At 59.0% G+C, this 23321-nt stretch carries 22 protein-coding genes; 6 read left to right on the forward strand and 16 right to left on the reverse strand.

Going from position 1 to position 23321, the window contains the following annotated elements; translation table 11 throughout:
* The 4 genes from VII69_03235 to VII69_03250 all read right to left on the reverse strand — a co-directional run.
* The coding region (locus VII69_03235) for a TonB-dependent receptor (protein HEY5094111.1) at positions 1-3144 on the reverse strand (3144 nt) is incomplete at its 3' end.
* Positions 3145-3370: 226 nt separating this feature from the next.
* Entirely contained in the window at positions 3371-3787 is a 417-nt protein-coding gene (locus VII69_03240) for a helix-turn-helix domain-containing protein (protein ID HEY5094112.1), read from the reverse strand.
* 93 nt (positions 3788-3880) lie between these two features.
* Positions 3881-4060, reverse strand: a complete 180-nt coding sequence (locus tag VII69_03245; GenBank protein HEY5094113.1) for a hypothetical protein — start codon at positions 4058-4060, stop codon at positions 3881-3883.
* Between the two features lie 315 nt (positions 4061-4375).
* The gene (locus VII69_03250) at positions 4376-5101 is read right to left on the reverse strand and encodes a hypothetical protein (protein ID HEY5094114.1); all 726 of its coding nucleotides are present in this window, start codon (positions 5099-5101) and stop codon (positions 4376-4378) included.
* A 386-nt stretch (positions 5102-5487) separates the two neighbouring features.
* On the opposite strand from VII69_03250, the gene VII69_03255 reads away from it, so the two are divergent.
* Entirely contained in the window at positions 5488-5832 is a 345-nt protein-coding gene (locus tag VII69_03255) for an STAS domain-containing protein (protein ID HEY5094115.1), read from the forward strand.
* A 12-nt stretch (positions 5833-5844) separates the two neighbouring features.
* Here VII69_03255 and VII69_03260 read toward each other — a convergent pair whose 3' ends face one another.
* From VII69_03260 to VII69_03270, 3 genes are all read right to left on the reverse strand, one after another.
* Positions 5845-6642 carry a DUF4239 domain-containing protein gene (locus tag VII69_03260; protein HEY5094116.1) on the reverse strand — a complete coding sequence of 266 codons (798 nt, stop codon included), beginning with the start codon at positions 6640-6642 and terminating at the stop codon, positions 5845-5847.
* 109 nt (positions 6643-6751) lie between these two features.
* A complete protein-coding gene (locus VII69_03265) occupies positions 6752-7243 on the reverse strand; it encodes a hypothetical protein (GenBank protein HEY5094117.1) in 492 nt (163 codons plus the stop codon).
* Positions 7244-7450: 207 nt separating this feature from the next.
* Positions 7451-8272 carry a class I SAM-dependent methyltransferase gene (locus VII69_03270; protein HEY5094118.1) on the reverse strand — a complete coding sequence of 274 codons (822 nt, stop codon included), beginning with the start codon at positions 8270-8272 and terminating at the stop codon, positions 7451-7453.
* Between the two features lie 129 nt (positions 8273-8401).
* On the opposite strand from VII69_03270, the gene VII69_03275 reads away from it, so the two are divergent.
* From VII69_03275 to VII69_03285, 3 genes are all read left to right on the forward strand, one after another.
* Positions 8402-9235 (forward strand): hypothetical protein, encoded by an 834-nt coding sequence (locus VII69_03275; protein ID HEY5094119.1) that lies wholly within the window; start codon positions 8402-8404, stop codon positions 9233-9235.
* Positions 9236-9644: 409 nt separating this feature from the next.
* A complete protein-coding gene (locus VII69_03280) occupies positions 9645-10319 on the forward strand; it encodes a hypothetical protein (GenBank protein HEY5094120.1) in 675 nt (224 codons plus the stop codon).
* Between the two features lie 12 nt (positions 10320-10331).
* Complete coding sequence (locus VII69_03285; protein HEY5094121.1) at positions 10332-10898, forward strand: isochorismatase family cysteine hydrolase; 567 nt, start codon at positions 10332-10334, stop codon at positions 10896-10898.
* Here VII69_03285 and VII69_03290 read toward each other — a convergent pair whose 3' ends face one another.
* The 4 genes from VII69_03290 to VII69_03305 are packed head-to-tail and all read right to left on the reverse strand — an operon-like array spanning position 10899 to position 14853.
* A complete protein-coding gene (locus tag VII69_03290) occupies positions 10899-11822 on the reverse strand; it encodes a pirin family protein (GenBank protein HEY5094122.1) in 924 nt (307 codons plus the stop codon).
* 13 nt (positions 11823-11835) lie between these two features.
* Positions 11836-12402 carry a dihydrofolate reductase family protein gene (locus tag VII69_03295; protein HEY5094123.1) on the reverse strand — a complete coding sequence of 189 codons (567 nt, stop codon included), beginning with the start codon at positions 12400-12402 and terminating at the stop codon, positions 11836-11838.
* 36 nt (positions 12403-12438) lie between these two features.
* Positions 12439-14385: a hypothetical protein gene (locus VII69_03300; GenBank protein ID HEY5094124.1), complete on the reverse strand. Its 1947-nt coding sequence runs from the start codon at positions 14383-14385 to the stop codon at positions 12439-12441.
* Between the two features lie 45 nt (positions 14386-14430).
* Positions 14431-14853, reverse strand: coding sequence for a hypothetical protein (locus VII69_03305; GenBank protein ID HEY5094125.1), 423 nt, complete (start codon positions 14851-14853; stop codon positions 14431-14433).
* 311 nt (positions 14854-15164) lie between these two features.
* Between VII69_03305 and VII69_03310 the strand changes: the two genes are divergently transcribed.
* Positions 15165-17468 carry an alkaline phosphatase family protein gene (locus VII69_03310; GenBank protein HEY5094126.1) on the forward strand — a complete coding sequence of 768 codons (2304 nt, stop codon included), beginning with the start codon at positions 15165-15167 and terminating at the stop codon, positions 17466-17468.
* On the opposite strand, the gene VII69_03315 is transcribed toward VII69_03310, so the two are convergent.
* Complete coding sequence (locus tag VII69_03315; GenBank protein ID HEY5094127.1) at positions 17465-18592, reverse strand: hypothetical protein; 1128 nt, start codon at positions 18590-18592, stop codon at positions 17465-17467. The genes VII69_03310 and VII69_03315 overlap by 4 nt on opposite strands.
* A 339-nt stretch (positions 18593-18931) precedes the next feature.
* Between VII69_03315 and VII69_03320 the strand changes: the two genes are divergently transcribed.
* Entirely contained in the window at positions 18932-19255 is a 324-nt protein-coding gene (locus tag VII69_03320) for a MoaF N-terminal domain-containing protein (GenBank protein ID HEY5094128.1), read from the forward strand.
* Positions 19256-19258: 3 nt separating this feature from the next.
* Here VII69_03320 and VII69_03325 read toward each other — a convergent pair whose 3' ends face one another.
* The 4 genes from VII69_03325 to VII69_03340 all read right to left on the reverse strand — a co-directional run.
* Complete coding sequence (locus tag VII69_03325; GenBank protein HEY5094129.1) at positions 19259-19960, reverse strand: DJ-1/PfpI family protein; 702 nt, start codon at positions 19958-19960, stop codon at positions 19259-19261.
* 163 nt (positions 19961-20123) lie between these two features.
* Positions 20124-21143 carry a hypothetical protein gene (locus VII69_03330; GenBank protein ID HEY5094130.1) on the reverse strand — a complete coding sequence of 340 codons (1020 nt, stop codon included), beginning with the start codon at positions 21141-21143 and terminating at the stop codon, positions 20124-20126.
* 179 nt (positions 21144-21322) lie between these two features.
* Complete coding sequence (locus VII69_03335; GenBank protein ID HEY5094131.1) at positions 21323-22039, reverse strand: DUF4386 domain-containing protein; 717 nt, start codon at positions 22037-22039, stop codon at positions 21323-21325.
* Between the two features lie 89 nt (positions 22040-22128).
* Positions 22129-23321 (reverse strand): ABC transporter substrate-binding protein (locus VII69_03340; protein HEY5094132.1); only part of this gene is annotated, 1193 nt, incomplete at its 5' end.

A 23321-nucleotide genomic window follows, 5' to 3' on the forward strand; every position in this document is an offset into this window, starting at 1 on the left:
CCCTGTCAACGGATCACCGTAGTAGCCGCCCTCGAAGAACTGGAACTGCGGCGAGATGGCCCATTTGTCGTGCTTGAGGTTCAGCACGACCGTAGCACTCAATGGGGTTTCGTACGAGCCTACTGCCGCTTCGACGGCGCCGGGTATCTGAGTGAACGGCAAGTACGCTCCGCCCAGGTCGAACAGCGGCCGGGCAGGTGCGTTGTAGTATGGGTTGGCGACCCCGTTCAATTCCGTCGCCACGGAATTGACGCCGCCGAAGCTGCCGCATGGCGCATTTGGATTAGTCGAGGGCGCTGCGCCGGCGCATGCCTTTGTGAACGAGTTGTATTGCTGGATGGCGACATTCACCGTACTGAGCACGCTGCCGCCATTCTGCGTCGGACTGTATTTGATCAAGCTGCGTGTGAACGTCAGCGAGAACAGTCCGGACAACCCGTTGTGGTTGAAGTCGCCCTTCGTCAGTTCGAACTCGACGCCGTCGGACGTCTGGCGGCCGACGTTGAGTCCGGAGATGAAGCCCGTCTTCTGGTTGAGGAAGAAGTTCTGGATCTGATCTTTCGTCTGGCGTAAGAACGGCGTCATCTTGAAGCTCATGTCGCCGGACTGGTGCTCCCACGAGAAGTCGTAGTTGTTCGATGTCGGTGGCCGCACCGCGTGTGTCGTCGTCGTGAAACCGATCGGCCAGAAATTGACCGCGTCGTAGGAAGCTAGGTCCTGTTGCAGCAGGTTGTACTGTTCGAACGCGGTGTTCGGCGCCTGGGTGTACTTGCCGTAGCTGAAGCGCAGCACGTTGTTCGGATTGAGCGTGTACGTGCCCCCGATGCGCGGCTCGAACTCGTTGTACGATGTGGTGTCGTTCGGCAGATTCTTGATGATCGACGCCACCGATTGGACGCCGTTCACCATCGGACAGGGCTGACTCACGCCGCCGTCATTGGCGGTATTGTAGAACGGCACCTGACCGGCGCCGGGGACGACGCAATACGAGCTGTTGAACGCATTGAACCAGAAGTCGCGCGCCGGTCCGCCGGTATCCGACAGTTTGTAGCGGAAGCTGTCCATACGTACGCCGATGTTGAACAGCAGCTGCGATGTGGGTTTCCACTGGTCTGTCAGTGAGGCGGACAAAAACGTCGGCTTGGCTTGATTGCCGCCGCCGTACCGGCCGTTTTCCGCTGCGAACCATTCGCATGGACCGCTGCCGCACGAATCGGGCAACGTCAGATTCGCCGCGCCGTTCGCCGCATCGGACAGACCGACGGTGGCTGCGTTGCCGCTATAGCAACTCACGGCCTCGCCCGCCGGCGTGTAGCAAATGCCCGAACGCGGCGCGTTCTTGTTGACCGCGTACAGGAACGAGTCGGCCCCCGTGTTGCGATTGATGCCGACCAACTCGTTGATCATCGTGTCGTCGTTAGCGCGGTAGTCGTTGGCAAACGTGTCACCGACTTCGAGGTTTATGAGGTTCTTGTCGTTGATCTGGTTCGCGTACGACGCGCTGACGCCGTTGGTCATCGTCTGCACGTAGTAGTTGAGCGGGCAGTAGCCGACGAAGGTGGTCCAGCCCGTGTTCGGACACGTCTGCGGCCACAACGAGTAGTTGTTGTAGGCGTAGATTCTGAAGTACGAAGAAGTGCCGATGTTCTTCTGGTACTGCAGCTTGATGATCGAATTGGGGTTGGCCGTGCCGTCGCGCTGGTTGGGATCGATGTTCGCGAAGGTTCCCAAAAGGGCCGAATACGGCGACCGATGCGTGCTGTTCGGATTGTACGCGAAGTTCACAGGGTTGACCATGCCTTGCAGCTGATCGGCCGTCACGCCCGAGCCGAGCACGCCGCCGACTCGGCCCATGTACTGGTAGCCGAGGCCAGGGCCACTCGCGTAGCCGAACACGGGCGCTCCGTTGTTGAGGGTCTGCTGCAGACCGGGAACGGTGACGCCCCAGTCGGAAGCCGAACCATAGTACGTGTTGTGCAGATACGAGTTGTCGTACAGCAGTTGGATGTCGTCCTTGCCCGCGTCGTTCCTATGCGGCACGCCGAAGTGCAGGTTGACGACGTTTTCGTAGTCCCAGACGTCCGAGACGTTCAAGCTGTCCACCGGCGAGGCAAGCGCGATGCCGCCAGGACCGATGTGCGTCGAATAGCATGACTCGAAGTTCAAGTCGGTGCTATTGTGCGGACACGGCAAGCGGTTTGACGGCGTTCCCCACAAGTTCTGTAGGCTGGCCCCGTTGTTCTCATCGAAGTAACGGAACGACTGGTGATAGCCGCCGACGCCCACGAAGTACGTGAAGTTGCGATCCGGTGTGGCGCCGCCGATCTCAAGGCTGGCTTTGTTGTAGAGCGCGGGCCCGCCCATGCCGAGGCTCAATTCGCCATAGCCCGGATACGTGCCATTGCGGATGACCTGGTTGATGTAGCCGGCCAAGCCTTGCGACTCGGAGCTGGCAGGCGCTGCGCCCGTGTAGACTTGCAGCTCCTGTTGGCCGAGCGCGGAGGCGGTCGACGTGGGATAGTTATCGTACGAGCGCAGGACGGGTACACCGTCGAACTCGTAGCCGACTTGGTCGAAGTCGCCGCCGCGGATGTGGATGGTTTGGAACCAACCGCTCTGTCCGGCTGGAACCACGACGCCGGGCGTTGATGCGATGGCGCCGTATGCGGCATCGAGACTGCCGCCGCCGCCGAGCGATGCGACTTTGGCTTGCGTGGCCGCACTGACCGAGTAGACGTCGGACGTCGTTCCGGCCTTCACAAGCGCACTAGCTGCAGTGGTCGTGACATGTCCGAGGACTTTGGCGGACGCTTGCATCGTCAGTTTCACGACCTGAGTATTGTCTGCGAAAACCGAGATGCCGGGTTGCGCTGTCGTGTCGTATCCGTCCTTGCTTCCCGTGACTTCATACGTGTCCGGCGTGAGCGAGACGAATGAGAAATGTCCTGAACTGCCGGTTATGGTCGAAACAGACTCGGATGGTGACGCTGCCGTGATCTTCACGCCTGCTAACGGTGTGCCGTCCTGCAACGTCACACTACCGTTGAGCGCTCCGGTCGTGCCGGCCAGAACCAACGTTCCCTGACCGGCGACGGCGATCGCCGCGAGTATCGCTACCGCTAAGAATCTTAGCTTTGGTAACATATGATAGACCTCCAGACATCGAAGAAAATCTTCGATGGCCTTTTCTTAAATGTACGAGCATCGGTTATCCCCGTCCGCGGCATAGCGGCGACATACTAATGGCAGGACGGCGGCAAGACTCAAATAGAGCCGTCGATGACAGTTGGACGCGAGTGCCATGGAAGTTTTAGTAAAACGCGGTGTGCGCCGGATTCAGCTTGGAATTCGCGGGCGCGGCTGTCTCGCGTTATCCTTGCGGACAGAGTTCGCGCACGAGGTAACCGCGTCCGTACACCACCGCAAGTTCTGCCTTGGCGCCGGCTGCGCGTAATTTGCGCCGCATGTTATATATGTGAACGCTGAGCAGGCTGGCCGATTTCGAATCGGGAGCGCCGCCAAGCGCCGCGAAGCAGCGCTTGTGCGTGACGACCGCACCGGGTTTTTCAAAGAGCGCCCGCGCAAGCGCAAATTCTTTTGAACCAATAGAAATCAGCACATCGTCGACAGTCAGCGCGGCGAGTTGCGGATAGAGCGTGACGTTCGCGACTCTGCGTGCTTCGGCAGGCGACGCTGCCATCGCGCGCAGCGGCCGATCGCCGAGATCGCCGTCGATTTTCGTGCCCGCCGCGAGCCGCATTTCGATTTCCTCCGGATGATAGAGCATGACGCGTATGCTCGGTCCGTTTGGCGGCCTACGGGCTCGTCCTGCGCACTGTCACCGATGCGGCATATCTTGGGCACATGTGAGAGGGCGACGTCACTTTCGAAGTGGGATGAGTATTTCAAGCCGGCCATCGCGAAGATAGATCCCAGCCCAAATGATCACTGCGAAGATGCCCGGGAAGAGAACCTCAAACGGTGGATGACTGATGCGCAAGTTAGAAGCGATAGCGCCGCCGAGGTAGCCGGTCTCGATCGAGGTTGACGGGATATCCAAGCGGCGCCATCGCCGCTAGAACCGCCGGTACGAGAAGCACTTTGATCGTGCCGTCAAACAGCAAGAATATCACGGCGATGATCGTGAGGATCTAGAAGCAAGTGTAGGAGGGCAAAGCCGTATTCGGGTGAGCCGTACTAGGGTGAGCCGTACTAGGGCAAGCATCGCTTGCCCAATTGGGTGAGCGGTGCTCACCCTAGTACACGATGCTAACCCTCCTAAGGAGCGACCGGGCAAGCCCGGCGCGATCGTCGAGCGGGATTCCTGGTCCAAGCGCGCATTCCCGTCGCGTGCCCAACGGCGCGCGCCGCTGGCTTACGAAGACTTGAGCGTTGTCGTCGCGGTCGTCTTGAACGAGCCCATGTGGCCTTGCATCGTCCGCGAGAATTTCTGATCGAACTCAATCAGCCGATTGCCGACGAGCGATTCGGTGATGTCGACGGTGACGTCCGCCGTGCGGTCGCCTCGGGGAGTGGAAAAGGTCTCGGTCCCGTTGCCTGTCGCGTGGAGTTGAATGGAGTCACCCGATGCGGTTGACACAACGGTCTTGACATTGATGGAGTTGACCGTACCCGAAGCATCGACCGTTTGGATGCTCGTCTGCCACGAATCGCCTGCTTTGACGCTGGCAGATTCGCCGGCCGCGATCGATGCGGCGTTATCGAATGCCACGATATATGGATCTGGCGGAGAGCCCGCATCTACGGTCTGGCCGGAGACGCTGTGCGATGCGCTGCTCGAGTCGGCCACGCCGGTCAGAGTTATCGCCGCATCGGCGAGGTCGGTTCGTTTGACCACCATGTTCCCGCTTTCGTCCTGAGGGCCGTGGCCGGAACCCGGGCCATGATTGTGCGCGCCCGCAGGCACGTCGAAGTGCATCGAGACCGCGAACGCCTGGCTCGAACCGTTTGGCGGAAGGACGCGGAGCGATTGCGACGTTGTCGGAGCAGCGACGACGGCAGCCGAGAGAACGAGAGAAATGATTGCGGAGGATAAGACGATCGTCAACGGCGACGGATGAAGTGGGCGACGGACACGCATTTTCTGCGAGCTCCTTTCATTTGCACCGGCCTAGATACCACGCCATTGTAAGACCGCTTACTGTGAGTGCGTTGCGAACGATTGTTTGGCCGATCGCGCCATAGCGCCGTTCTAGCATTGCTCGAAGTTGTAATTGTGTTTACGAATATGACTTGCTTTTAACAAGTACAGGAGTTATAATAAGTCATGAGCGAGGCACATCACGAGCGATGTCCCGCACGTTGCCCATATTTCTCGGAGGCCCACATGCCCGCGGGTCTACCGGCACGGAAACGATTCGGCGGTTCGACCGGTACATGCAACTAGCTAGGCTCGGAGAAAACTGTCCGTCCACGTCGAGATCAAGCGTCTTAGAGATTGAACACCAACCACAAGGATTGAATGCAATGATGAACATCGAAGTAACACAACTAGGAAATGCGACCGATGCCCGGGTGGCACTGGTCGGCGATCTGGACGACGCGGGCGGCAAGTACGCGCGTCGCCGGCTCGCGCGCGAAGTCGAGTCGGGCAACATAAACCTGATGATCGACCTCGATCGCGTCGGCGCCCTCGACTCGAGCGGTTTGGCGGCGCTTATCGCCACATTACGCCGCGCGCGCGACCACGGCGGAAATGTGCGGGTGCAGGCGACGCAACCGCACATCCGCCGCGTGATGGAATTGACCGGGCTCTCACGCGTGTTCCGTCTCACGACGGGAGAATTGACGGCGAGCGCGCCTGCGGCCTGATTGAAATCGGACTCAGCGATCGCTGTGCAGCTGTCGCTGGATCTGATACCAACTGTGTGGGGTGATCCCCGAATCGCCACGAAACGGATAGTCGAGTTCGGCGACGAGCACAAGAATCAGGGCGATCGCGGCCGTGAGCGCCACGGTCATCAAGATTTGGATCTTGATGTTCTCAAGCCCGAAAAGATACGTGAAGCCGATCGTTATCGCCGCGAAGGCGAATAACGTGCACCATAGGATACCCGGAATCCCCGTCTCGTTATCGTGAAGCCGTTGCCGGCGCGCGTCCAGGAGCGCGTCGGCCCGGTCGAGCGCCTTCGCCTGTACGGCCTGCTGAGCCGCGTTTCGCGGTGCGAACGTCGCCACTTGGTGCAACACGTCGTGCGAGATCTGTTGCGCCTCCGGACTCCAAGCCCCGTGCTGCATCGCCGGCCATTCGTCGTAGATCATCACGTTGATGTAGCGATCGAGTTCGCTCTTGAGCTTGGGTCCGATCGGCGCCGGCAGCGTGTCCGCAAGGCGATGCAGATCGGAGGCGGCCGCCGCTTCGGACGACGTGACGTTGTCTGACATTTCATACTGCTGCCAGACGCCGACGACCACGAACGAAAGCAGCACCGCATAGGCCGTTCCGATGATACCGAGGATGAATCCGGCGACATCGTTGTTCTTTATTATGTCTCGCGCCGGCACGATGCGTCGTACGGCCCAATGACCAAGCGCAGCGATGCCGGACATCCCGCCGATGAGAAGTACGGAAAACAGCCAGGTCGGCATGGAATAAATCCACAACACGGCGGCGCCATTCAACCCAAGCGCTCGTAAGCCCCCTCCGCACGCAAAAGAGCGCCGGCGGCCGGATTAACCGGTGCCGGCGCCTCTTGTTGTTGGCGTGGGATCCGATGAGGGTCGCTTGTCGCTAAGGGATGTCCACCTGCCCGGTCTTGACTGTGAGGGCCACATCCGCCACGGGATCGGTAAGGCTGCCGACCGCTTTCGCGTGCGCATCCTTCGACGAGAGATCGTCATTCACGGCCGACAAGATCTTCGCTGCCTCCGCCGGGTCCGTCTGGGTGATCGCAGCCATGATCTGTTGGGCGTCATTGTCTAGCGTTTGCGAATAATCGTCCGGACAACGTCGACCCGAGCTTACCCATTTCGAAGTAAGATCCGTGACGGCGTTCGCGATGCTGGCCGGCGACGGATCGCTTGAGTGGGCACGCGCATAACTCGTCTTCATAGCACTGACGGCCGCGTTCAGGTCGGCGAACGCGGTTACAGAATCGACCGCCCCAGAACTACTGTCTGCAGAGGCGCCCGCGGCTGAGACGATGACCGCGCCGAAGATGGCTGCCGCCGAAAACAAGGACGACACAAACCATGTCCTGCGCGCGGTTTTGGTGGAGCTCATAGTTCCCTCCCGAATTGCGTTGCATGCATATCATACCGTCGGCATTGCTTTCGCAAGTCGGATTGACGTTTCCGGTGGAGTCGCCCCTATAGGGCATTAAAGTGGCAGTAGATCGCCAATCGCGCGATCAAGCGGGGTAGCAGCAATTTTAAAAGCGTTACTCGGCCGCGCTACTTCACTATCCGGCGAGGGATCACATGAGCGGATTCATCGGCGTGCCGGCATGCGGGCGCTGACGACAGGGACCATCCACACGGCGTACGCATGAGGATCTCGCACGTTCGAGATCATCTTATCGAAATACTCGATCGCCGACTCGCGCGAAAACCGGGTCAACTCGCCGATCGAGTCGACATAGCCGTCGCGCCAAGCTTCGAGGATATTCGCGAAGAGGTCGCGCGATCGCAGCGTATCGACGATGACGTAGTCTACCGTGATCTCCTCAAGGTTCATCCGCGTGAGAATTCCGAAGATGTTCCGCCCGATGAAGAGATCTGTTTCGGTGGCGGCCCCGAATGCAGCCGGAGCTTCGTGCCAGAATTCTCTGGGGTCGGGTGCGCTTCGCTGAAAGTGCAACATCCCATAGTCCTCGGGAATGAGATGGATATAGCCACCTGGGCGCGTCACGCGCGCGAGTTCCGCGAGAACGCGATCAGGATGAGGAATCGCATGAAGCACGTGGCGGCAAGTGGTGAGATCAAAGCTGGCATCTTTGACATCGAGCGCGTACACACTTTGATGTTCGAATCCCACACGCGCGCCGAGCGCCGCGTATCGCGACCGAGCGAGATCCAGATGGGCGTCGATGATATCGACACCAAGCACGCGCGCGCCCGGAAAGAGCTGCGCTAGGCGGGATGTGATTTCTCCGGTGCCGCAACCCGCGTCAAGTATGCTGGCGTCATCAGGCAGTGCGTAACGGCTAAATAGAGGCGCTTCCTGCGGCCAAATGGCTTTCGCCTGCGCGTCCAGATTGCGCACCATCGATTCGTCGGCCATCTGCTTGGCTTGTGGGTTCAGGTCACTCATGCAGCGTTACTCCAAAGGCTTGTCGCGTGAGGCTTCGAACTCATTGACTGTGGGGGTCTCAAACCATCGGCCCTCATTTCGGTGCATCGCCGCCCGAATCCGTGATTGTCCATCGAGGTGCATCAGATCATGCAGATCACGATCGCGGAGCAAAGGGTGCTGCGTTTCGAGCCCGCATTTTCGGCCGCTGAGGCGCGCGGCCGCGCGATGGCGCACAAGGCAGCCGCATTCGGCACGCTCTCCCGCCTGTTCAGCCGACCGAAAGACGATGAGGTCGTGCTGGAGGAATCGGGCATGAGATACGAGCCGCTCTGGCATGCGAGGGCGCATCTTCATTTCGTCTACGACCGGCGCGAGACATATCGGATCTCGCCAAAAGGGCAATACGTCAAATCGATCACGATCGGCGTCGATGCCTATTCGATAGATTCCACGAAACAAAATGCGGTCGATATTCGCGCCGTGGAGCATTGCGAGCGCGACGAACGAAAAGAGCTGTGGCTCGACGCGGTCACCAACAAAGCCGTCGATTCGCAATCGTATGCCAAGGCCAATGGGGTCGACATCGAGCTCGGCGCGCTCGCATCGGACGGGTCTCGAATAGTCGAGCCGACGGTGCGAGCATCCGGCGCCATCCGGACGCTGCTCGGAGACGACTTTCGGCCGACCGAGGCCGACAATGTCCAGGACGAAACCATTGAGGTCGAATGCATCGATCTTTGTCTGCGGCCGGCGTACGGTTACAAGTATGTCTGGGCCGCGAAGAACAAGACCGCCGAAATCGCGATCGACGGCGTTACCGGCGAGATCCGGTCCGAATCGTCAAATTCGCTTTCGGCCGTCGGCAAGCTGCTCCAACCCGAGACGCTTTTCGACATCGGAGCGGAGACGCTCAATCTCGTCGTGCCCGGCGGTGCGATAGTCCTCAAAGTCGCGCGCGCGATCGCCGACAAGCGAGGTTGACACCGGGGCTGGCGGAGGATCCGTCGACCAAGCCCGAGCTGGCGCATTAGGGTTGTGCTGTCGAAGTACGACCGGATCGACGTTCTTGCCGGTCGGGAGAAAATCGGTATCCGGAGTCTTCAGCGTGCCGTTGTTCGCGACGACATCCGCAGTAGGTCGTGCCGAGCGGATCGTTCACGATTTCGCCATCTTCGGCGAACCGCGATCTCTTCATTGGAAAGTCTGACCTCTGTCGAGATGCGTCTACTCCTGTTTCTAAAACTCGGCAGCGACGTAGTGCAAACATGCGAGGCCGCTCATCGGATGAGTGTTCCGGACGAAGCGCAAAGGTGCCCGAACGGCGCTTTGAGTACTAGGACGAGAGCATCGGAGGTACCTGACATTCGAGTGGACCGCTTTGCGGAGTAACTTGGCCGCTGCACTTATAGGGGCGCTCGTATTGTTCACGAGGCAGAGTCCGGCACTCGCAGGACCCCCATTTGAAACCGACGACCCTGAGCCGGTGGAGTGTCATCACGTCGAGATAGACGTCGCGCAGGCGCGGCAAGGCGAGCCGGCTTCAAGCGGCTACCTGTGGGAAGTCGACTATGGGCCCACCCAAAACGTTGAAACATCCATCGGCGGACAACCCGGTGAAGTCGAGGTCGGGAGCGCGATTCGTTTCGTTCCAGAAACGGTCAAGACGCCGCAGGTGGGACTCTTGCCTGCGATCGTCATCAAGAACGACGGAAAAAAGGAAGCATTTTTGCCTTTTTGGGCTCAAAAGACGATCAAGAACTGGACCTACTTCGGCGGCGGCGGCGTGTCGCACGGCGCTGAATTCACCGGAGTTTCGGCTATGCGCAATTTTCAATCGGGATCAAGTTTCGGGCTCGAGCTCTACCATGAAAATCAGCGTGATCCCACCATCTCGGCGGCGCCTCGCGTCGGGCTCGCCTGGATCGATAAACTCGGGCCCTCGCAGGCGTTGATGATCTGGGGAGGCCGTCCGCTGGAGCGCGGATCGAACTACCTTTTCTACATCGGCTTTCAAGCCGTACTATCGCCCGCGCATCAAGCCTCCAATTGTCACGATTCGAAGTAGTTGAAAGCAATCATGACTGAACCAAAATTGGATGTCGCGCGAAGCGCGCTGCTGGTGATGGATTTCCAGACTTCGATCGTGGAGCGGTTTCCGGCCGGTCAGGACGAATTACTCGCAGCGACGGCCGAGACCATCGCTGCCGCGCGTCGAAGCAAGATGCGTGTGATGTACGTCGTCGTCGGATTTCGCCCGGGGTCCCCTGAAATCAGCGCGCGCAATAAAAATTTCAGCGCGATCAAGAAATCGGGCGGACTTTCCACCGACATTCATCCTCGCGTAGCGCCGGCCGCTGATGACGTGATCATCACGAAGCATCGGGTCGGCGCTTTTCTCGGCACGGATCTCGATATGATCCTGCGCGCCAACGATATCGAAACGCTCGTGCTTTGCGGCATTTCCACCAGCGGCGTCGTCTTGTCGACGCTGCGCTATGCGGCCGATGCGGACTATCGCATCGTCGTCCTGCGCGATTGCTGCTCCGACTCGGACATCGAGATGCACACGTGTTTGTTGGAAAAGGTCTTTCCACGTCAGGCGGCGGTCGTCAACTCCACCGAGTTCATCCAAGGGTTGGCGTGACTAGCGTGACTGCGCCGGCCCCTGGTCCTTCAGAAACGTGCCCTCTCGCAGTTCTGTGAACGCTTCGCGAAGCTGTTCTTGCGTGTTCATCACGATCGGCCCATACCACGCCACCGGCTCGCCAAGCGGCTTTCCCGAGACGAGCAGAAACCGGACGCCGTCCTGGCCGGCCTGCACCATGACCTCGTCGCCCTGATCGAAGAGCACCAACGATCGGTTCTCGGCTAGTGCGGGCGGAGCGGTATCGAGCCAGCCGTCCGATTCGGTCGGTACTTCAAGCGGGTCGGACGCATTGGAGAATTTCGCGTCGCCGGCCACGACATATGCAAACGCGTGGTGCGTCGTCTGAACCGGCAGCGTCTTTCTGCGGCCTGGAGGCACGGTGACATCGAGGTAGATGGGGTCGATGGCGACGTCAGCCACCGGGCCGGTTTTTCCCCAAAACTCTCCGCACACGATGCGGACGTGCGTGCCGTCGTCGTCTTGCACCTCGGGGATGTCGCGCGATACGACTTCCTGATACCTGGGTGCGGTCATCTTGCGTGATGCCGGAAGATTTGCCCAGAGTTGGAATCCATGCATGCGTCCGGTCGCGTCGCCCTTGGGCATCTCTTGATGGATGATGCCGCGGCCCGCGGTCATCCACTGCACGTCGCCCGACGAGATCGTGCCGCTGTGCCCGATGCTGTCGCCGTGTTGGACGGTTCCCGCAAGGACGTAGGTGATTGTTTCGATGCCGCGATGCGGGTGCCACGGAAAACCGGGCAGGTAGTCCTCGGGCACATCGTTGCGGAAGTCGTCGAGCAGCAGAAACGGGTCGAAGTCGGACGTGTTATCAAATCCAAACGCACGCCGCAAGTGCACGCCGGCGCCTTCCAGCGTCGGTTTAGACTTGATGAGCCGTTTGATCGGTCGCACTGACATAACGTAGCCTCCGCTATCTCGCCGGCTCGTAGGATAGCAAGACCTTTCCGTTCTTGAAAGTCCTTGTCCCCACGAGTGTAAGGATTAGTCTCTCTTGCACGCCCTCGAACATTGTCCGCCCCGTGCCGAGGACCACGGGGTCCACCACCATTTGGTATTCGTCGATAAGACCTGCCGCCGCTAAATGCGAGACGACGCTGCCGCTTCCGAAGATCGCCATACCGGGTCCCGGCTCGTCCTTCAGTTTGCGAGTTACGGGGACGATGTCGCTCGTGATCAGTCTTGTGTTGTTCCACGATGCCTGATCAAGGGTTCTGGAGAACACGACTTTCGGCATGTTGTTCATTCGCTCTGCTACGATCGGATCGTGTTGGCCCGCGATCGCCGTCGGCCAATAGCTTGCCATGAGTTCGTACGTGATCCTGCCGAACAATAGTTGGCCTCCGCCCTTCGCGTTTTCTTCGACAAACGCAGAATACTCAACATCGTCGGTCCCACTATGCGCCCAGCTGAAGTCGCCGTTTGCGCCGACGAAATAACCGTCGAGCGTCACGTGATTGAACACGGTCAGCTTTCGCACGATTCCACCCGTCCTATCTGGCCACGACCGCAGCGATCACTTGCCGAACGGCTCGCCGGATTCGTATTCCTTCAATAGCTGCGTCTGTGCGGCCGTCGCGTCTTTACGCGGCGAAATCGCGTACGATGGTTCGCGATCCTGCCCGAGCGTGACGGTGAGCGAAACGGTCCGGCCATCGCGCAATACGGTCGCGGGCAAGCGATCGCCCGGTCGATGCATCGCCAAGATGCTGGGCAGACTTGCCTGTGTGACACCAAGGCCGCCAAGATTTTGCAGCACATCAAATTGCTGGAGACCGGATCTATCCGCGGCCCCGCCCGGCAAGACGCGCGTGAACATGACGACATCCGGATTGAGCGTGGGATAGCCATAGTTAAGCTTACCCGCACGGGGTCGATATCCGACACCCGCCGGCGCCCCGATCTCCGCCCAGTCGGCGTCAAGCGACGCGGTGCCGGATTTCGGCATCGTTTTGACGAGCTTCAGGCCTGCATATTGAAGATAGGTGTTCCAATCGGGCAGCGTCGTGGTATCCCACCACGTGTGGAAAAACGAAGCGGCGTCCGAGTCGCCGGTCGCCTTTTCGATGATCGAGGGCAACGCGTCATCGGCGTAGGTGCCGCCGGTCGACTGGAACTGGTTGAGAGACTTGGCTTCCCAGTCGGCGAAAAGGTAGCGAAGCACGTCGTCGAGACTGTGGACGTTGTTTGTGTCGTGCCTGATCTTGAGATCGAGCATGAACGCCATGACCGCCGCGCCATCGTAGTAGTCGCCGCCGGGAATATATGGATCGTCGCTGCTCCACCACGTGTTCCATGAAAGATCGCCGAGTGAGAAGAGGCGGCGTCCCGGCGAATTCTCTTCGGTATCGATGTCATCGGCGAACTGTTCCCATGTCGCCGGCGCGGCCGAAAAACCGGAACGCAACCCGTGGACGTAGGTGTAGTATTCGGTGAAGCCCTCGGCGACATCCAGCCGCCGCGTGTGCACTTCCTGATCGTAGCGGAAAGGCCCGAGCACCACCGGCCGGATGCGCTTCACGTTCCAGGAATGAAAGTGTTCGTGCGCGAGGACGAGCGCGAAGTAGTTCCAGTTCGATCCACCAAAGGCGCCGTTGGTTGAATCGTGCGGTTTTTCCCAACCAAACGCGCTGATGCCCGAAAGGGTCGAGTTGAGGTGCTCCATGCCGCCGCCGCCGCCGGCGAGGAAGATCGCCCAATATTCCTTGTAGCCGGCGTGGCCCATCATCTTGACCTCGCTGCCGATGATCTGCCGTGCGATCGGTGCGAGTTTGTTGACGTCGTAGTTTCCCACGCCTTCGACGACGAGGTGGTACGGCACGTCGTTGACGGTGAAGGTCGCGACGTTCAAGTGCGGGCTCAAGATCGTCGGACAGTCGACGAGCACGTCGTACGAAGGCGCCGTGTATTCATCGGGGCCGGTTCTCATGGCGAGAAGTCCGCTCTCGAGTTGCCAACCAGCGGGGCCGTGAACGGCGAGCGACACAGGGCCCGGCGCCGGATATCCGTCGTCGTTCTGCAGATACATCAACGACTCGGCGCCGTTGAAGAGCGCTCGTTCGGCGGAGAGTTGCGTGCCGATGTCGGCCCGCCGATTCGCGTACAGATCGTAGTGAACGGTGAAGCCGCCCACGCCCGTGGTATCGAGATGGTAAGCGGATTGGCCGTCGCGACGCCACTGGATAGCGTGGCCGTTCGCGTCCGATGCATCAAACGTCAGCACATTGCGGCCATATTGATCGTCGCTGTAATATCCGGGAATCCAGATCGGCATGCGAACGGTAGAAGAAGGGCGAGCCAAATCGCTCACGCGCATCGTCACGTGGAAGATGTGATCCGTTGGATTGGTCAGGCTGATGTCATAAGCGACGTGCGCTGAATCGGCGAGGGCCGGAATGCACGCAACGACGATCGCGACCTGAACTATGAAAGTTGCGAATACGAAGCGTGAAAATGAACGCATCAATATTGCTCCCGAAAAGTCAAATGTCGAATGTTTGCAAACGTTTCAGCGGGGGCTCGTTGGTTGGGGCCGGTAAACCAAGCCGATCGCGACGCCGGACAAGGTCCACCCGACGAGCTCACCAAGGGCCTGAATGAGCGCGAGATCTTGACCGATGTTGAGGATGACGTAGTCGTGAACGACGCTCGCGCAGACCACGAACAGGCCGATCAACGCGCCGAATCGCAAGCCCTCTGCGGCACCCCCTTTGCCGTTATAGCCGCCGGCATAGATCGTCGCGAGAACGAACATCGCGATGAATGTACCGGCAAAGCCGAGCGACATGTAGTTCATGATTAGATCGCGCGGTCGAAAAATGGCGGCATACGCACTATAATAGTTCGCGAATAGGAGGCTGCCCACCGATCCAAAAACATAGTACGTGACCGTTGCGGCAAACGCGGAAATTGTGATGCGGCCGTAGTTCATGGCGATCCTTTCCAGCCGGTGAGCCCAAAAATCCGAATGCCGGCTCTTGAGAAAGAGGCGCTCATTTTTCGGATTGGTTAGGCGCGTGGTTCGCCTGGGTTTCGGTTGAGCCGTTCACCCATCGCAAGGGTTCGGCCTTCGTCGCTGGCGCGCTTGGCGGCAGCTCCAGCAGCGAGCCGTAGAAAAGGTCCGCCGCATCCATATCGAATGCGAAGCACCCTTCGTGTCTTTCAAAAGCAAGGATTGGCGTGGCGCGCGATCGCCGCACAAGAAAATGTACTTGACGAGGCGCTCCCGGCCGGAGAAGTGAGATGAGACGAACTGTGCCGTCGAACGTGAAGGTCTCGACGTTGCGCGCTGCACTTGGCGCTATCATCGCGGTTACGCTGGGTATGTTGATCGCCTCGACGGTCGCGGCTAACGCCACGGCGCGCGGCGCCGATTCGGTGCTGCCCAACGGCTGGCCGATTCTACCGCCGCAAGGGCTTGTCAGGCAAACCGATACCATGCCGCAAGGCGGCGCCGCGTCGCCCGACGGTAAGATTCTCGCGATCGTCGATTCGGGCTTCAATCCCGCTACGTTGCGTTTGTACAAAACGGCGAACCTCGATAAGGTGGCGACGGTGGCGCTGAACGGCGCCTTCGGCCGGCCGCTATGGATCGACTCGGGGCATGTGCTCGTGGCCGGCGACAACGCCGACGCGATATTTGAGCTCGACGTCTCAACCCAGTCGGTCCACAAGATCGCGATGCCCGCCAAGTCGCACCCGATCGAGATCGCGAGAGCTCGTGATGGCACGATCGCTGTTGCCGATGACGGCGACGGCTTGGTGAGAATCGGTGCATTGAACGATCTCGCACACGGCCGCGACGTACGGATCGGCCTGCACCCCGGCGCATTGATCTTCTCAAGCGACGGCAGCACGCTCTTCGTGGCGGACCGATCCGGCAGCTTCGTGGGCGCGGTGGATACGAAATCGCTTCATGTGCGCCCGATACGAACGGGATTACATCCGACGGCTTTGTTGATCGCGGGGGACGAGCTTTACGTCGCAGCAAGCGATGCCGATGCGGTCGATGTGTATGATGTTCGGTCGGGCACTCAGATCGCGGACATTTTCGTCAGTGACGAAAAGGCCGGCAAACGGCTCGCCGGCGCGTCACCGAACGCAATCGCGGCTTCCGGTGATGACGTTTTCGTCAGCCTTGGTGCCGCGAATTCTATCGCCGTGCTGCGACATCACCGCGTCGTATCTCGGATCGCGACGGGCTGGTACCCGACGGACGTCGTGCCGGTCGGCGGCCGGTTGTTCTTGATCAATGGAAAGGGCGAGCGGTCACGGCCGAATCCGCATTTCGACGCAAAAGGCAAGAGCAATCGCGACTACATAGCGGCGATTCAGGTCGGTTCGATAAGGACGTACGAAATCGATCGGATTCCCTCAAGCCAGGGGAGCCCGCAAGGCGCCGTGGGTTGGGATACGAGGGACGCAACCGCTGTGTTGGGCCCGCATAGTCCCATAAAACACGTGTTCTTCATTCTAAAAGAGAACCGCTCGTACGACCAAGTGCTCGGCGACATTCGCCAAGGCAACGGTGATCCTTCGCTTGTATGGTTCGGTGCGGCGGTGACGCCGAATCAGCACGCCCTGGCGATGCGATTCGGGCTGTTCGACAACGCGTACACAAGCGGCGAGGTGAGCGATTCGGGGCATAACTGGTCCGATACCGCGTTTGCGAACGACTACGTCGAGCGATTTTGGCCGCCGACGTATGGCGGCCGGCGCGACAACGACGACGTGCTCAGCGGTGAAGGCGCCGGCGTGCCGCAGCACGGTTACATGTGGGATGCTGCGGCACGTTCTCACGTCTCATTTCGCGACTACGGCGAGATGACGAACGTACCCGGACCCGGTGCGGCTGCGTCGGCGCCTGCTCCGACTCTTCGTGGCCGCTACGATCAAAAGTATGTCGCATGGGACCTCGACTATAGCGATTTGGACCGCGAGAAGGAGTGGAGCCGCGAGTTTGACGCGTTCGCACGTCGCGGCCAAGTGCCTCAGCTTGAGTACATTTGGCTGCCCGGCGATCACACGTACGGGAGCCGGGCGGGAAAGCCCACGCCCGTGGCTTATGTGGCGACGAACGATTATGCGCTCGGTTTGATCGTGCAAAAGATCTCGCATTCAAGCGTGTGGAATTCATCAGCGATCTTCATCATCGAAGACGACGCGCAAGACGGCGCGGATCACGTGGACGACCAGCGCACGACGCTGTACGTCGCATCTCCATACGCACGAGGCGGAGTCATCCACGATCAATACTCGACGGTGAGCGTGCTTCGAAGCATCGAGCTCATCCTTGGGATGCAGCCGCTGTCCACCTACGACGCGATGGCAGTACCCATGGATCACGCGTTCACGGCGAAGGCGAACCCGCAAGCATTTACCGCCATATCGCCCAAGGTCGACACGGGAGCGAAGAATTCGAAGGTGGCGTACGGCGCGAAGATAAGCGCAGCATTGGACTTCTCGAAACCCGATGCTGTCCGTCCCGGCGTCCTACTGGATATCCTCGCCCACAACCGGGAGATCGCAAAGCGGCGCCGGTTTTAGTAGTTGAACGATTGTATCGCCAAAAACATGTGCTGCGGTTCGACGATTTCAGAGATGAAGCCGATCCGCTTTTGCGGATTCAACGCGATGAGCGACGGGCTGATCGGCAACCGTTGGACTGCGATCGTTTCCTGGACATTCCCCTTCTCATCGTAGACATAGATACGCGGTTGAGGGTTGCTAGGGTTTCCGGTCGAGCTGTACTGCTCGACGAGAAACACGTCGTGGATGGGATCGAACTCGACATCGAGTCCCGCGTCGAGTTCCGAACCATTGGGAATTTCAACTTCGAATCCGGTCTGCTTGGTCAAGTCGTAGAACTCCACGCCACCGTCGATCAACGTGGTCGTGCACAGGGTATTTGTGGCGGGATCCACTGCGATGCCGTCGACGCTGCCCAAGCCTAGACCGGTGAACTTAGCCATCTTGCCCGTCATGAGATCGACCGTCGCGACGACCGGCGCACAGGTCCGGCAGCCGATTGAGCCCGAGAGAATCGCTTGATTCGTCTTGCTGTCGTAGGCGAGCAGCGGAAAGTTTCCGATGAATTCGTCTCTCTTGAAATGGATGGGCGGCCCGAATGTGTTGGCTTCAATATTCGAACCGAACACGTAGATATCTAGGTTGCCGTCGACCTCGTAAGCGGCGACATTTCGCGTTCCCTGGCTTCTACTTATCGTCCATAGCCCGTAATTCGGCTTGAGCGGCGGCGTCCAATCACCCGTGAAGCCGTTCGAGTTGAGTGGGTCCATCGTACGGAATTTGTTCTGACCTGCGTGTTGATGCAAGACGAGTCCTACGTGATGGCCGAAGACGCCCTGAGTCGCGAAATCGTCCAGACCCCGGGTCATCGCCACGACCTTGATGATCTTGCCGGTCGATTGATCGAACGTTTCCGTTGCGGCGAGGTTTTGCCCGCCGGGCAGGGCTAGCGATTCGCTAAACACGCCTTCCGAGCCGTTCGGATCGATATCGTAGCCCAAGATCTCGCCACCGAACATGGGCTTCACGATGACATCCCCGCGATTGAAGATTGCGCCCGGCGGCACAGCGTCCGCCCGCGTCGACATAAACACGAGTGCAAACGCAACTGAAAGCAGGGCGAGATTTGTGAATGTTCTCATCACTGGTCATCCGTCGGCGCAAGGTATATCAAAGTGAAACTATCGCAAGCTCGTGAAATTCGCGTGAAAGAGCCACTGCGAAAATCACAGTCTGCCGGCGGTCCCCGCGATCTGCTCCGCGAGACCCGGCCGGATTATCTCCCGAGTAGGCGCGGCCTGGCAGCGCTATGCTCCAATTTGGAAACTGAAACGCCGAGCCGTTGCAAATGATAGCTCATGGCAAAGGCCGGCTTGGCCGCCGCCGATAATTTAAGTCTCGACTTGCTCCATCGCCGCACCCTTTTAGATGGATCGTCAGGACAATCTTGCGGCATCTTTCGTCTGCGCTAGGAGAGCCTTATGAAAACCGATCCCATTCGCGGCAAAACCATTCAATGGACTTTCAAAGACGGTCCGTTGGCAAAGCAAACGTTCGAGCACGCCTTTTTGAAAGGCGGCGCACTCAAATTCAGGTCGGTCGATCGCGACGGCAAAGGCAAACCGACCCGCGTGCAAAAGTACGACGTCGCGAAGCTGAATGCCGACGTATACGCCGTCTCGTATCTGGGCCCGTCGGGGTACACGCTGACGACAATTCTGGATTTCCGGAAGCGCCGGCTGGTCGCGTTCGCTTCGAACGAGAAGTCGGTGTTTGTCCAAACAGGAACCTTCGAAGTCGTCTAGGCTCTAGTTTGCCGAGGGGCGCTCAGGTGAGCGATTGTATTCCATGTAATACGCGGTCTGGTCCGCAGAACTGCGGCCATAGTAGCGTTCGACGACCCGCAATGCGAGCTCGATTCCGGACGTAAGGCCCCCACCCGTCGCGATCTTGTCGTACTCCACGTAGCGAGGCCCGCGGATCAGCTTCACTTTTGGGAACCGTTTTTCAAACATATCGTAAAAATCATGATGGGTCGTCGCGCTTAACCCGTCGAGCAGCCCCGTCTGCGCCAATAGGAAGGCGCCGGTGCAGTTCGACAGGACGAGGTCCGCCTTTACGCCGGCTTCGCGGATCCAGGCGATTTTCGCGGCCGTATGTTCGCCTTGGGCGCCCATGAATACCACGTGAGGTTGCGGCGCATTCTTGTAGTTGTAACGTGGAACGATTTGCATGTTTCCCGTCGCGTTCAGAGTCTTGATTGTGTCTGAAACCATGTACAGCTCAAATCCATCGCCCTGCTGCACGTCTTGAAAGACTTCCCATGGTCCGGCGAAGTCGATCACGGTCGATCCTTCGCCTACGACGACGGCGACGCGAATAGGTCCGGTCTTCGGGGGCGTCAATGGCCGGGCGGGTGCGGAAGATTCGCTCCGTGCGCTCGCTGCAAAAGGCGAGGCCGCGGCAGCCGCCAGCGCTACGGCGGTAAGGAGAGCATCGCGTCGGTTCATGAGAAAATCCTCCGAAGTCTTTAGCTCCTGAGATTATCTCACCGGACGCCGGCTTTGTATTGTACCGAGTTTACCTATTCAAAAATGATCGCCGGTGCGGGAACCGGTCCCTCTCGCCGCACGGGAATGCGCGGAGAAAGGGACCAGATACGCCGCAAGACGCCTAAGGTGTCCTGAGCAGGAGGCCCGTCGGAAGCGAGACGTCGTTGGTCAGCGTCGCGTACGACGAGAATTGTCCGGTTTTATAGTTATATACGGCGACTGGCGGATCGATATTCGAAATTGCGCCGCCACCGGCCGAATCGATGTTGATCGCGTACGGGAAGGTATATCCCGCGGTGATCGTGTGGCTGGGTGTTGTCGAGCCCGGGGGGTAGACGTTGACTTTGTCGCCTTCACCGTCCGTTACCCAGAGGTTACCGGCCTTGTCAAAAGCGACGCCGATCGGCTCGGTGAGGTCCTGTAGATCGAGCGCTACAACAGTCGAGGAGCCGGCGGCGATCTCGAAGACCTGGCTCGCGCCAAAGTCCGCGACGAACAGATTTCCGTTCTTGTCGATTGCGAGGCCGAACGGATTCGTCAAGCCGCCGCCAGTGATCGTCAGCGATGGCGTGGTGGTGTGGAACGGATATTCGGTGATGGACGCCGGGTAATTGCTCACGTACAGCGTGCCGTTCTTGTCGATCGCAGCTCCAAGCGGATTGCTGATGCCGTCGGTGATCGTCACTGTGTGATTCGTGTGACCTTTCGGGTACTCCGTGATCGTGCTTTCGCCGCAATTGTTGGTGACGTACAGCCTACCGGCTTTGTCCATGGCCATACCGGTCGGGCAAACGATCCCGTCGGTGATCGTCGCGATCGGCGCGGAGTTCGAAGGAATTTTCTTGTGCTTGTAGATCGCGACTTGCTGGAGGTTCGAGTCGGACTCGAAGAGCAGCAGCGAAGTTGTCGGATATAGCGCGTCGGGTCGCGCCGGACTCGGGCTGCGGCGCGCCACGCGGGGCAAGAACGGCACACCGGTATGCACGAACAACGAGCTTTGCGTGTGCGCTCCCGGATGCAGCGCCTGCGACCGCGCAACTTGGTGCGCGGGCAACGAGCTTGGTAAGTTGCTGCCGCTGCATCCGGCAACGGCAAACAGCGCCGCCACGATTAGCAAACGGCGCACGTTCAAAATAGACATGCGAGGCCTCCTAAGGCTGGTGTCTCAGAGCCCGGCTTTTCGACAGCAGATATCCGCCTCCCGCCGCAACCGTGAATGGGTACCGACTAAAGCCCTACAGAGCGATGGGCATTTGACTCACCGTCTTCGAGAACGGGCCGGTCGAGCGAACCCGCTCCCTGAATCGGAATGCTTCGCGACTATCGGTGCATCGCTTGCCATTGCTCGAGGTTCACGCCCTTCACGATGAGCCACAGGCACAGCGACAGCTCCCCGATGAAGGCGAGCACGAGAATGGGAAAGATCGCATTCGCGAACGTGGGCGCAAGGTACAACGAAAAGCTATTGATCAGATAACTCAGAGAAGCAACGATCAGTAAAACGCCGATGGTCTTTGGGAAGTAGCCCGATCTGAAGATCAGATACCCGTAAACAAAGAGTGAACAACCGAAAAAAACGAGACTCGTGGCAAAACTGTAGTCATACGACTTAAGCGAAAGATACGCCAGAGCTTGCAGCTGATTTGGTTCAAATGCCCTTAGATAACTTGCGCTTCCAAGCGGAAACAAACCGGCAAAAAGACCTACGCTGGCCACGGCCTCAACTCCGATGCTCACCAAATTGAGAAACGCCGCGAACAACGAAAGCGAATTGCTCACCGGCCTGAGCAATAGGTACAAGATCACCGCTACCGCGACTGCACACACAAGCCATATCTGCTCGACGGCAATACTGAATCGGTAAAGCGACTCAGACGCCATGATATTGCCGGCGGTTGTTGACGCATCTCCCGATACGATGAGCTTGTCTCTGACAAAAATCTCAGCGAAGATGCCGGCGACTATGATGAAGAGATAAAGAAGCCCGCCGATTCTTGCATAGACCTGCGGCGAAGTTTCAACCCGGTGAACCGCCATGCCGCGCTCCTCAGCTGCATCGAATCCGCAATTGGCGGTGAGCCATTCTGCGCCTGACGCGTGCTATCATTTGCGGTTCCGCGCGGCTATTATATGTCGACGTTCATCATGTTGTCGAACGGCGTTAGGTTGTTGGGATGGTAGTTCTTGAGGTCTTTGTTGTACGCGAACATATCCACGCGAAGGTACGACACGATCGAGGGAACGTCGTAGACGAACTGCTGCATCAAGACTTTGAGGTCCGCGTTGCGCTGCGACGGCTCATAGTGTCCGAGGAGCGCCTCCATCGCACCCTGAGCGGTGTGATTGCACCAGTGCAGAATGTTTTGACCCGCGGGCGGGAACGATTCGCAGCCGTAAAGCGGCGAGTAATCGCCGATAGGATCGGCTGCCCATGCAAACGTGATGACGTCCCACTTGTTCCCGTATATGACGCCCCCTTGCTGCATCGCCGCGAACAGCAGGGAAGGCGGGTAATGCTGCACCTTTATACCGACGCCGATTCGATTCCAATCGTTGCGGAGGAGCTCGATTTGTTGGTCGAGATCGGGCCTTCCGCCTGGGACTGCAACGTTGAGGTTGAGCTTTATCCCATCCTTAGCGCGGATGCCGCCGGCGCCGCGCGTCCACCCGGCACGGTCGAGGAGTGTGTTTGCCTTCGCCGGGTCGTATGGCGTGGTTCCCAAGTCGACAAAATACGGAGCGGTCACAGGCGTCGCCGAATCTTGAACGACGCCGACGCCATGCTCGGCCTTGTCGACGATCTCTCGACGGTTGAGCGCGAGCCGGAGAGCCTGCCTTACCACCAGATCGGCAACGGCCGGATGCGTGACGTTGAAATCGAAGTGGTTATAGGCGTAGCTCGGCTGCCGGTAAACCGTATACGCTGTCTGCGCCTGGATGCGGGCGAGATATGCGCCGCTGAACTGATACCACATGTCGACATCGTGCGCTTCGAGTTGCGAAAGAAGCGCATCGTGATCCGGAATGATCTTGTATATTATCTTGTCCAGCTTTGGGCGCCCGCGCCAATATAACGGATTTTCAACTAGGACGACGTCCTTCGAACGGTCCCAGCGCTCGAATTTGAACGGCCCGATGCCGACCGGCAGCGAGTTGTACGGCACGTTGTTGATATTCGGATACTCCGCCAACAAGTGCTTGGGTAAAATGCACGCGTTCGCGCAGCAACTCGAGAAGAAGCTCACGATGGAAGGAGAGTACGGCTTTTTCAGATGGTAGACCACCGTGAACTTGTCCGGCTCGTCGACTTTGGCGATCT

It is taken from the genome of Candidatus Eremiobacteraceae bacterium, from assembly GCA_036511855.1.
Taxonomy (GTDB): Bacteria; Vulcanimicrobiota; Vulcanimicrobiia; order Eremiobacterales; family Eremiobacteraceae; genus JABCYQ01.

Bases quoted from the DNA above. Each gene is read 5' to 3' on its own strand.
- VII69_03240 (HEY5094112.1), bottom strand. From the start codon at position 3,787: ATGCTCTATCATCCGGAGGAAATCGAAATGCGGCTCGCGGCGGGCACG.
- VII69_03250 (HEY5094114.1), bottom strand. From the start codon at position 5,101: ATGCGTGTCCGTCGCCCACTTCATCCGTCGCCGTTGACGATCGTCTTA.
- VII69_03255 (HEY5094115.1), top strand. From the start codon at position 5,488: ATGATGAACATCGAAGTAACACAACTAGGAAATGCGACCGATGCCCGG.
- VII69_03265 (HEY5094117.1), bottom strand. From the start codon at position 7,243: ATGAGCTCCACCAAAACCGCGCGCAGGACATGGTTTGTGTCGTCCTTG.
- VII69_03270 (HEY5094118.1), bottom strand. From the start codon at position 8,272: ATGAGTGACCTGAACCCACAAGCCAAGCAGATGGCCGACGAATCGATG.
- VII69_03275 (HEY5094119.1), top strand. From the start codon at position 8,402: ATGCAGATCACGATCGCGGAGCAAAGGGTGCTGCGTTTCGAGCCCGCA.
- VII69_03285 (HEY5094121.1), top strand. From the start codon at position 10,332: ATGACTGAACCAAAATTGGATGTCGCGCGAAGCGCGCTGCTGGTGATG.
- VII69_03290 (HEY5094122.1), bottom strand. From the start codon at position 11,822: ATGTCAGTGCGACCGATCAAACGGCTCATCAAGTCTAAACCGACGCTG.
- VII69_03300 (HEY5094124.1), bottom strand. From the start codon at position 14,385: ATGCGTTCATTTTCACGCTTCGTATTCGCAACTTTCATAGTTCAGGTC.
- VII69_03305 (HEY5094125.1), bottom strand. From the start codon at position 14,853: ATGAACTACGGCCGCATCACAATTTCCGCGTTTGCCGCAACGGTCACG.
- VII69_03310 (HEY5094126.1), top strand. From the start codon at position 15,165: ATGAGACGAACTGTGCCGTCGAACGTGAAGGTCTCGACGTTGCGCGCT.
- VII69_03315 (HEY5094127.1), bottom strand. From the start codon at position 18,592: ATGAGAACATTCACAAATCTCGCCCTGCTTTCAGTTGCGTTTGCACTC.
- VII69_03320 (HEY5094128.1), top strand. From the start codon at position 18,932: ATGAAAACCGATCCCATTCGCGGCAAAACCATTCAATGGACTTTCAAA.
- VII69_03325 (HEY5094129.1), bottom strand. From the start codon at position 19,960: ATGAACCGACGCGATGCTCTCCTTACCGCCGTAGCGCTGGCGGCTGCC.
- VII69_03330 (HEY5094130.1), bottom strand. From the start codon at position 21,143: ATGTCTATTTTGAACGTGCGCCGTTTGCTAATCGTGGCGGCGCTGTTT.
- VII69_03335 (HEY5094131.1), bottom strand. From the start codon at position 22,039: ATGGCGGTTCACCGGGTTGAAACTTCGCCGCAGGTCTATGCAAGAATC.